This is a genomic window from Leucobacter fengyongliangi (assembly GCF_050971685.1).
GTDB lineage: Bacteria > Actinomycetota > Actinomycetes > Actinomycetales > Microbacteriaceae > Leucobacter.
This window is the reverse complement of sequence record NZ_JBPCEU010000016.1, coordinates 53,330-62,637: the sequence shown is the minus strand read 5'-3', so window position 1 is coordinate 62,637 and position 9,308 is coordinate 53,330. Positions and strand designations below refer to the sequence as shown.

The 9,308-nt window shown below is 67.8% G+C and carries 7 protein-coding genes; 1 reads left to right on the top strand and 6 read right to left on the bottom strand.

Annotated features, from left to right (window positions below; genetic code table 11):
* Positions 1 to 99 precede the first annotated feature (99 nt).
* Complete coding sequence (locus ACR0R4_RS11930) at positions 100 to 1,356, top strand: integrase catalytic domain-containing protein (RefSeq protein WP_433645266.1); 1,257 nt, start codon at positions 100 to 102, stop codon at positions 1,354 to 1,356.
* 208 nt (positions 1,357 to 1,564) lie between these two features.
* On the opposite strand, the gene ACR0R4_RS11925 is transcribed toward ACR0R4_RS11930, so the two are convergent.
* The 6 genes from ACR0R4_RS11925 to ACR0R4_RS11900 form a co-directional block, all read right to left on the bottom strand.
* Positions 1,565 to 3,040 (bottom strand): branched-chain amino acid ABC transporter substrate-binding protein, encoded by a 1,476-nt coding sequence (locus tag ACR0R4_RS11925; RefSeq protein ID WP_433647671.1) that lies wholly within the window; start codon positions 3,038 to 3,040, stop codon positions 1,565 to 1,567.
* Positions 3,041 to 3,284: 244 nt separating this feature from the next.
* A complete protein-coding gene (locus ACR0R4_RS11920) occupies positions 3,285 to 3,455 on the bottom strand; it encodes a hypothetical protein (RefSeq protein WP_433647670.1) in 171 nt (56 codons plus the stop codon).
* A 36-nt stretch (positions 3,456 to 3,491) separates the two neighbouring features.
* A complete protein-coding gene (locus tag ACR0R4_RS11915) occupies positions 3,492 to 4,487 on the bottom strand; it encodes an FHA domain-containing protein (protein WP_433647669.1) in 996 nt (331 codons plus the stop codon).
* 13 nt (positions 4,488 to 4,500) lie between these two features.
* The gene (locus tag ACR0R4_RS11910) at positions 4,501 to 6,975 is read right to left on the bottom strand and encodes a transglutaminase domain-containing protein (protein WP_433647668.1); all 2,475 of its coding nucleotides are present in this window, start codon (positions 6,973 to 6,975) and stop codon (positions 4,501 to 4,503) included.
* Positions 6,975 to 8,165 (bottom strand): DUF58 domain-containing protein, encoded by a 1,191-nt coding sequence (locus ACR0R4_RS11905; RefSeq protein WP_433647667.1) that lies wholly within the window; start codon positions 8,163 to 8,165, stop codon positions 6,975 to 6,977. Before ACR0R4_RS11905 ends, ACR0R4_RS11910 begins: the two co-directional genes overlap by 1 nt.
* Positions 8,162 to 9,268 (bottom strand): AAA family ATPase, encoded by a 1,107-nt coding sequence (locus ACR0R4_RS11900; protein ID WP_433647666.1) that lies wholly within the window; start codon positions 9,266 to 9,268, stop codon positions 8,162 to 8,164. The genes ACR0R4_RS11905 and ACR0R4_RS11900 overlap by 4 nt, the downstream gene beginning before the upstream one ends.
* Between the last annotated feature and the right edge of the window lie 40 nt (positions 9,269 to 9,308).

Genomic DNA, 9,308 nt, shown 5'->3' with positions numbered 1-9,308 from the left:
CGACGTGCCTCACCTAATATGCCCGCGAAACACTTCCGGTGCATCACGTAAAAATGCCCGCGAAACGGAATCATCAGTTTCATGGGAAGTGGGCTATCAATGCGTGCCAGACACGAGATCACACGAAAGTTCGCGAAGCAGTATGCCGCAGCGGCCAAGAAGGAGAAGAGCCGTCTCCTTGACGAGGTATGCGCGATCACGGGCTGGTCCAGAGACAACGCGCGCAGACAGTTACAAGCTGCGCTGAAACCGCGTCGGGTAGGGGCCCGGCAACGTAAGCCGCGCCCGCTGAAGTACTCACATGACGCGTTGAAAGTGCTGCAGAAAGTGTGGGCGTTCGCGGGCGGGATCAGCGGGAAATACTTGGCCGCGTCAATGGAACTCCAACTCATGCTGCTGGAAGCGCACGGCGAACTGGTCCCAGGCCGGGGCAGGTACAGTCACCACGTCGCGGACGAGTTGCTGGCAATGTCACCGGCCACGATCGACCGCTACCTCGCCCCAGCCCGCGCGAGGGACCCACTCCGCGGGATCGCCACCACCACGCCAGGCCCGCTGCTGCGGAACTCGATCACGATCAGGAAAGCCGGTGACGAGATCGAGGCCGTACCCGGGTTCTTCGAGGGCGACACCGTCGCACACTGCGGGCCCGTCTTGAAGGGTGAGTTCTGTCGCAGTGTTGATCTCACCGACATGCACACCGGTTGGACGTACACGCGCTCGATCCGGAACAACGCACACCTGCACATTCGTGACGCCCTCGACCGATTCATCAGCGAAGTGCCGTTCGAGGTGACCGGGGTGGATTTTGATAACGGGTCCGAGTTCATCAACTACGACGTCATCGGTTGGGCTGCAGAACTTGACATCTACTTCACGAGGTCCCGGCCGTACAAGAAGAATGATCAGGCCACGATCGAGTCGAAAAACAATCAGATCGTGCGCCGGTACGCGTTCTACTGGAGGTACGACACCGCGCCTCTGCTGAAGCTATTGAACGAGTTATGGCCGCTGGTGAACGATCGCCATAATTTCCTCACCCCCACGAAGAAACCCATCGGTTGGGCGACCGATCAAAGGGGGCGCCGTAAACGTGTCTACGATGAGCTCGCGACACCATTCGACCGGCTCCAGCGTTCCGGTGTGCTCAGCGCCGAGAAGACCGCCGAGTTGACCGGGTACCGTGACAGCTTGAACCCGGCCCACATCGCTCGCGAGATCGACCGAATCCAGCAGCGCCTCACCTACCTCGCGGCCGAGAAGACTCGCACGCTCGAAGCGATCGAACTCGCGAAAGCACCAAACGCGGCAGCCGGGGTCAAGCCGGCCCGCGCGAGCAGGAAACAGGCAAGCTAAGCTCGAGAATTACGCGGGCATTCTTATGTGAGTCACCGGTGGTGTTTCGCGGGCATATTTATATGAGGTTCCTCGCCGGCTGCCGTTGCGGGTGCTGAGTTTTCGTAATATCCACGGCTGACGTTCAGGCATGCTCAGTGGCCGAACCGGTGGAGTGAGCTCCGCCGAACACGCCAGCACCCGGTCACCCGGTCACCCGGTCACCCGGTCACCCGGTCACCCGACTATCGGTCCACCGGCGCAGGTCGGTCACCGGCACCACACCCGCCCCGTCTCCGAGCGACGCAACCATGCGCACCGTCCCGGTGCCCCGCAGCATTCCCTCGTGGTCAAAATCGGCGGTGCCCGAGAACACCGCAAAGCGTTCGCGCGACTGCAGCGCGGTGGTCACGAGGTCTCCCCTGGTGGATCCCGCCACGGTCATCGCCTCCGCCACCACGCGGACCGCATCGTACGCCTCGAGCGAGTACTGGCCGGGAACGATCCCGAAGGCGCTCGTGTAGGCCGCGATCCACTCGGCTTCGCCGGTAGGCAACTCGGGGGTGAGCACCTCGGAAGTGAGCAACTCCGGAGTGAGCGGAGACGTGGCATAGACCAGTTCAGCGAGGCCCGCCGCCGCGTAGCTGTCCAGCGATGAGGCGGCCACCTGTTCCGCATCCGTGCGCGGAGAGATCACACCGGGCCCCTCAGATGCGGAGAGCGGAGCGACGCGATCAGCTGTTCCCGACACCAGAATGGGGCCCCGGAAACCCGCTGCCCTGAGGCCATCAACCAGCGGCACCCCTCCCAGTGGATTTCCGGTCCAGACGATGAGGTCGGGGTTCGATTCAAGCGTCGCAAGGATCGCTTCATCGCGATCCCCTCCCTGGGAGGTCACCGAGCCGGAGTGCACGATCGTCGGAATGGCAGGGTGCGACCCCCGTTCGGCCCACTCGATCTGCCCCTGGAACAGCTCGGCAAGTTCCCGTGCCGAAGCGGTGCGATCGTCGAGCAGGGCAACCGCGACGGGAGCGGAGATGGCAGCAGCGGTGCCACGCGCACTTCCAGTCCCAGTTCTCGCACCTGGGCCCCCCGTGGCCCCCGTGCCAGAAGCCCCGGCAGCGGGGCGATACTGACGCACGACATTCAGCCAAGCCGCGGCCTCCTGCACGGGGCCACCACTCATCAGAAACGCGCCCTGCCCGACAAGGGCAAGTGATGCTCCCGCGGGAACGACCGAGGGGATCCCAGCCTCGCCAAATATCGGAAGCGTGGGTAGCACGGCACCCGCGCAGTACCCACCCACTGACGCGTCAATACCCGCCGCGACGAGACGCGGCGCGGCCTCATACGCGGTGACTGCGTCGCACGCGTCGTCGATCACGACGAGCTCAAGTTCACGCCCGTTCACCCCACCGTCGCGGTTGAGTTCGTCGACCGCGAGCCGAGCTCCGTTGCGCATGGATTCGCCAAACGCGGATTCGGAGCCCGTGAGCGGCACGAGCATGCCGAGCTTGATCGGGGCCTCCGTTTCCGCTGCATCCTCCGCGTTCTGCGCCTCTCCCCCGACGACTGCGCCCTCCAGTGATTCCGGCGTCTCGAGGCTCCCTGAGGCCCCCGAGACATCGGTGACCGATTCGGCGGCGGCCGAACTTGCCCCCGCGCGAGGCTCTGCCCCGGCGCAGCCGGCAAGGTTGAGAGTCAAGGCCGCGCCCACCGCGGCAACGAGAGCAAGAACGGATACCCCGGATAACCGCCGCAATGGACGAGTAGATCGAGCGAACATCGATGTCCCTTTCGAATGCCCCGCACGACCCCTGATTCGAGAGTCAGTGGTCGTGGAGGCTCCTGCCGCCCGGCAGAAATTACTGACGGGTCGAATGGAGACTGTATGCGAAAGGAGTCATCACGCGCGGGGCCTATCCACAGCTTTGGTGCGGATCAGGGAGTTATCCCCAGGCGAGCTGCGCGATCCACCATAAACCGAGCGCGCACGCCAGCACGCTGGCCCCAAAGCCCCAGAGTGTCAGCCGCCTGGCGCGCTGCGATCGGCGATTCATCGAGGGCAGCGCGCTGCGGTCGGCGGCGGCCTGCTCGTTCGTCTGGCCGGGGGCGTTCATGGTCGGTCACCTGGGCCTGCAGGAGCGTTCACCGCGTTAGCCACGCTCAGTTTCGTCGCGGATCTCAACTTCGAGGGTACCCAGCAGCAAGCGAGGTGTCGCGATGACCGGCTGCCGGGGGTCAAGCTCCTGCTCACGCCCATCGTCGTGCAGCAACACGACGCCGTTGGTGGAGTCGAGATCTTCGACCACCCATCCCTCGCCATCGTGGCTGAGCCGCGCGTGCGTCTTCGAGAGGGTGCGCGTGGGGTCCGGGATCACGACCGCGTGCACCCCCGGTACGGTCTCGGGTCTGCGCCCGACGACGTTGTCACGGTAAAGCGGCAGTGCTTCGCCGTCGGGAAGCACGAGATGGCCGGTCACGCGAGATTCACGGCGCACGACGGTCGTGCGGTCGAGGTCTTCGGTGAAGTCACTGGATGAAACGGAACCGTCGGGAATCGGCGGAGCAACGGGAGGGTCGGGAGTGACGAGCGGAGCGGAGCGCACGGCCGGAGCGGGAGGAACGGGGGGAGCGGCTGGAGTCACCGGAGTCACCTGATCGACCTGAGGTGACGTTCCAGCAGAGTCCGACTCCGCGCGTCGGGCCGTTCGCGGGGGCTGGGCCGGCAGGGGCTTGGCCGACAGGGGCGGCGCCTCGGGAATCTCGAAGGGCTCGTGCTCGCTGATTGCCGCAGTCCAGGAGAAGGGTTCCGCCGAGACCGCTTGCCCCAGCGGCACCCCCGGGGGCGCTTGAAATGACTCAGCCGCGAGTCGTTCGTAATCAGTCTCGATGCCGCTCAGCGGCGTCACTCGCACGGTGTCGTTCTGGCCGGAGGTCGGCACTCCCGGCCCGAATGGCTCGGCTGCACCGCCGGGCGCCCGCCCCACGTGACCAGACTCGAACCCCACACCCAGGCCTCGCAGCTGCTCCTCGTGGTCACGCCTCGCCTTCGCGGCTCGGACCCACCACACGCTGAGCCCCAGCGCCACCACGAGTATCACGACAACAATCGCGATGACCACCCACACGAAGGCATTCATGCTCACCATGCGTTTGCACTCCTCAAGATAGTTCCTCCGGTCGTGATGCTCTCGCCACACTGTCACTGCCACTGTCAATGCCACTGCCACTGCCACTGCCACTGAAATGCTCGCGGCGCCTGCCCAACCGGATGCCCAATGAGCGTAGCGCGAATGCCTCGCGGAGTCTGCCCCATGCCCCAGTCTCAGCCCGATGCTTCACCGCCTCGCCGTCGACGAGATGCCACAGTCGGTCTGCATCAGCGTCGCTGAAGTCGCCGGGCGCAAACACCGCGCGATCCACCTCGGTTGCAATCTGACGCGCGGCCTCGGTGCCCAGCAGCCGCGCGGTGTCGCTGCGGGCCATCGCGCGCGGCACGTGTACCCCGGCATCGGCTGCGCGATCCACCAGTTCAAGCCACGCCCCGATGGCACGCAACTCCGCCACCGGCTCGCGGCGCCGCAGGCGAGCGCGCCACCGCTTCGCGAGCGGCAGGAAGAGGAGGGGCACGGCGAGGAGCACGAGCGCCGAAAGCGCAAGCAGCCCCGCCCGCACCACCGGCCACAAGCCGGCAGCGGGCGCACCCTGATCAGCCTCGTCGGCCGCCTCGCTGCGATCGCCGAACCCCAGTGGTGGATCAACCTCACGCGCGTCGCGCTCTTCGGCTGCGGTGGGAAACTCGGGCAGCTGCTCACCCTCCGATAGCGAGGTCGGGGGGAGGGTGACCTGTGGCGTCGCATCGACCGGTACCCAGGCCCCCACTTCGCCGCGCACCTCAACCCAGGCCGACAGGTGCTCGCCGGTGCACACCGATTGGCAGCCCGTCACACCGGGTACCCCCGCACCGAGACGCACCCCGAGCACAACCCGCGACTCGAATCCCAGCGCACGAGCAAGCAGCGCGGCCGCGGCCGCGAACTGCTCGTCGTCGCCGACCGCCGCGACCAGCTGCGCCTCACCGGCACGCTCGCCGACCGACCGTTGCTGCATGTTGAGCTGCGCGAATAGCTCCTCGAGACGCGCGATCGAGTGGCCCCCGACGCTCGGCTCAAACCGGGTGCCGTGCTGCTCGGCGAGCCGGGTGATCCACTCGCTGTCGGTGCCGCTCATGGCATGACTGAGGTACCCGCGCGCGCGCAGCCGATCGACCAATTCGGTCAGGCCCGCGGCCGTGGCGGGCTGATTTTGGGCGCGGATCCACGCCGCAAGTTCGGGCATCGTCTCGATGTCGAGCAGCGGGGTGTCGGATGCCGGCGCCCCCTCGAGCTGTTCATCTGGGGCGGCGCTCATCTGGGCGGCGTAGCCGTCGCCGGGGGCGAGCCCTTCGCTGCCGGGCTCACCCGGAACCGCGATCGCGGCCCCCGTGTCACGATTGACGTAGAAGGCGTCGGCGAGCAGATCGGATCGCGGGCCTGCGAACTGCGGAGGGCCGCCGAGTGGCGCGGTGGGTGCCCAAATGTCGTCGTAGCCGCCTTCGATGGTGATGGAGACGCGCACGGGGTCTGCGACGCTCGGCCCGCTCGGAAACCGGGTGAAGCGCCCCGCAGCCTCAGGGCTGACCTGAAAATTGACGCCGTCGTAGTCATCGAGCACGGCGAGGCGGAGACGGCCGGGAAGTGCATCGGTCCCACGCACCTCGAACAGCGGCGCGTCGATGCGGGCGTCCGTCATCCACTCCCGGTACCCGGCGAGAGGGCTCGGCCGTTCGGCCACCACGAGCTCGGGGTCGACACTGTCGCGCGGCACCACTCGCTCTGCGGCGAGCGCGGGAGCGAACGTCAGCCCGATGAGGCCGGCAAGCAACAGCATCGCGGTCGCCGACGCCACACGGGTCGCCCGGCCTCTCACGATGGCGGATCGCCCCGCCCGGCCGAGCCGCAGCGCCGCCCGTCGATCGGCGCCCGCGTGCCACGCCACCCACACCGCACCGAGGGCCGCTGCGGCCACCCACAGCGCCACCTCCCGGGGGGCAAAGAGCGCCACCGCGCCGACGCGCAGCGGTGCGCTCACCTCCGCCGAGCCAAACACGGTGCCGAAGGCGATCGGGACCAGGAGCGGGAGTGCCGCGAGTGAGACGACGCGGCGACCGCGCAGCGCGATCCACCCGGTGGACAGTGACGTGACGAAGAACACAACGTAGGCGGGCACGAGCACCGTCTGGTAGGTGCCCACCGGCAGGGTGAGGGTAAGGAGCTGCTTCCACCCCGTGACCACGGCGGCGAGCGCATCTGCGGCCCACGGGAGCAGCCCTTCGGGAGGCCCGAGGAACGCCAGGGGCACCGCGACGGGAAGCACGGTGAGCGCGAAGACGACGACGGCGACCGTGAGGAGCAGCGGCGCCGACCAGCGCAGCCGCACGCTCACCCAGACGATGCCGCTGCCGAGAACGAGCCCCGCGACGGCCGGCACCAGCAACCAGGGTGTCTGGTAGATCGGCCAAGCGGCGAGTACGCCAAGCAGGGTTGCGAGGGCGGCCGCGGCGACAGTCACGGCGACGGCCGCCCGGCGCGCGCGCATCACCGCGACCCTCGCAGCATGAGCCTGGGCAGGTCGCCGAGCGCCCCGACGGTGCACACGGTGAACGGGTCGATATGTTGTAGGGCCGGGTCAGCGAGCCAGTCGCAGCGCACCGCGATCACCCGCACGTCGGGGCTGAATGCGGCGGCGGCCCGGCGGAGGCGATCAAGCCCGGGCATCGACCCGGTCACCACATAGACGATCGAAAGGTGACGGCGAGACGCCGCGAGGCCGCGGGCGACTCCCTCGATGCGGGCGGCACGCTCCGGGGCGGGGCTCAGTTCGGCCCACGCGTCGAGCAACTGAGTCGTGTCTCGCGACGGCAACTCCTCGACCCCGTCGACGCTCGGTCGCACCCGGCCCGGTGCCCAGGCCGAGGCCACGAACCGTTCGCGCCCCTCGCGCACCGCTTGCGCGGAGAGCGACGCTGCGACGCTCACCCCGAGCTCAAACTCGTCATCCGACGCGTATTCATCGCGGCGCGCATCGAACAGCACCGCGACTCGGGCCGTCTGCGATTCCTCGAACTGGCGCACCATGAGCGTGCCGGTTTTTGCCGTCGATTTCCAGTGCACGTGGCGCAGCGCATCGCCCTGCGCGTACTCGCGCACGGCGTGAAACGACAGGTCGGCATCGGTGAGGCGTCGACTTGCTGCGCCCTCGAGATCGCGCACGAGACCCGCGGTGCCGGGTGGCAGCGAGACGGTCACCGGGTGCACGTGCACGAGGTGAGATTCGGGCCAAGTGACTTCGCGGCCCAGGATTCCCAGTGGATCGCGTCTCGCGACCGTGATCGGACCCACCCGCACGACTCCGCGCCGAATCGCTGGCACGTCGGCACGCAACGTCGTGCTCTGCTGTGCCCCGAGCATCGGCACCAGGAGTTCGCCGAGCGCCTCACCGACCGGTAGCTCGATGATGGCGGGCAACTGCGGGCGCGTGGCTCCGTTCTCCACCTCGATGTCTGCGTGTACCTCACCACCAACGACGACGCTGTGCCGACTCAGACGGATCGACGCGCGGTAGTCGCGGGAACCCAACAGGAATGGCCACGCGGTGAGAAACAGAGCCGCTGCGGCGAGCGCCAAGAACCAGGCCTCGATCCACCCGAAAAGCGCGCCAGCGAGCGCGCCGATCGCCAAGATGACGAGAGCGAACCAGCCGAGCGGGCGTAGCCGGATGTCTTTCACGCCGTGCCGTTCTCCTGCGGCTGGGGCACGTCGAGCAGAATCTGGCCAACGACTTGCTCGGCGGTGACCCCGTCGAACTCGGCCTCCGGCTCAAGCACGAGGCGATGCGCCAGCACGGCGATCGCGAGGTCGCGCACGTCGTCGGGCACCACGTAGCCGCGGCTGTGCACGAGCGCCCAGGCGCGCGCCGCGCGTTGCAGGGCGAGCGCACCTCGCACACTGGCGCCGAGGCGCACCTCGCTCGCGGCGCGGGTCGCTTCGACCAACCGGGTGAGGTACTCAGCGATGATGGGGTTGACATAGACCTCGGCGGCGAAGTCCTGCAGCTGAATCAGGGTGCCGACGGTCATCACGGGCGGCACCATCGGACCCCGCCCGCCCGCCATCGTCTGCTCGGTCAGGATGCGTCGCATCGCCGCCTCATCGGGATAGCCAATCGATGTCTTCAGCATGAAGCGGTCGAGCTGCGCTTCTGGCAGCCGATAGGTACCCGCCTGCTCGATCGGGTTTTGCGTCGCGATGACCATGAAGGGCTCGGGTACCGGGTGCGACACCCCGTCGACGGTGATCTGCCGTTCCTCCATCACCTCGAGCAGCGCCGACTGCGTCTTCGGACTCGCGCGGTTGATCTCGTCTGCGAGCACCACGTTCGCAAAGATCGGCCCCGGGTGAAAATCGAAGCTCTGGCGCCCCTGGTCGTACACCGTGACACCCGTCACATCACCCGGCAGAAGGTCGGGGGTGAACTGAATGCGGGAGGCCTGGCCCTGCGTGACCGCGGCGAGCGCGCGCGCGAGGGCGGTCTTGCCCGTGCCGGGCACGTCTTCGAGCAGCACGTGCCCCTCGGCGATCTGCGCGGCGAGCACCAGCTCGATCACCCGCCGCTTGCCGTGAATGACCTGCTCGATCGCGTCCACCGTGGTGCGCAACGCGTCGCCCGCCCAGGTCGCGCGCTCGCTCGACAGCGGACCCGGCGTGGTCGCGAGTGCGGGGGCGCCCGTGCGTGAGTCGGTTGGCGCAGAGGTCGACGGCGCGGTCGACGTTCCCTCGGGTGATGCCTGCGAGGTGCGCGGCTGAGGTTCCGGGTTCTGTGGTGTGCTCATCGGTGGCTTCCTGTGTCCGGTGCGGGGTGCGGGTGGTCTC

Bases quoted from the DNA above. Each gene is read 5' to 3' on its own strand.
- ACR0R4_RS11930 (WP_433645266.1), top strand. From the start codon at position 100: ATGCGTGCCAGACACGAGATCACACGAAAGTTCGCGAAGCAGTATGCC.
- ACR0R4_RS11920 (WP_433647670.1), bottom strand. From the start codon at position 3,455: ATGAACGCCCCCGGCCAGACGAACGAGCAGGCCGCCGCCGACCGCAGC.
- ACR0R4_RS11915 (WP_433647669.1), bottom strand. From the start codon at position 4,487: ATGGTGAGCATGAATGCCTTCGTGTGGGTGGTCATCGCGATTGTTGTC.
- ACR0R4_RS11900 (WP_433647666.1), bottom strand. From the start codon at position 9,268: ATGAGCACACCACAGAACCCGGAACCTCAGCCGCGCACCTCGCAGGCA.
- ACR0R4_RS11910 (WP_433647668.1), bottom strand. From the start codon at position 6,975: ATGCGCGCGCGCCGGGCGGCCGTCGCCGTGACTGTCGCCGCGGCCGCC.